Annotated in this window: 1 pseudogene; it reads right to left on the bottom strand. The window is 61.2% G+C overall.

From position 1 onward, the window contains the following. Positions 1-255 (bottom strand): annotated as a pseudogene (locus IB265_RS36415) (ISNCY family transposase); the annotation flags it as partial.

Here is a 255-nt window from a genome sequence, read left to right as displayed (position 1 = left end):
ATGCGTCACCCGCTGGTCCTTGTCGAACATCTGGTAGGGCAGGGAATGGCCCTTCCAGCGCACATCCAATCGACCATCGGCATAGGCATAGGTCTCGACATAGCGACCAGCCAAGCCGCGTGTCACCTCGGTCTCCTCGAGCATGATCCGCTGGCGCTCGAACGAAAACGTCAGCTGCGATCCAACATAGCGCTGCTCACGTTTGCACAGGACGTCGCGCAACCGATCCGGGGCGAGATTCAGCGGGCGGTGCAG

Source organism: Ensifer sp. ENS10 (assembly GCF_014852025.1).
In the GTDB taxonomy this organism is placed as follows: Bacteria; Pseudomonadota; Alphaproteobacteria; order Rhizobiales; family Rhizobiaceae; genus Ensifer.
Note: the sequence above shows the minus strand (reverse complement) of the source record. Positions and strands in the feature narration are given on the sequence as shown.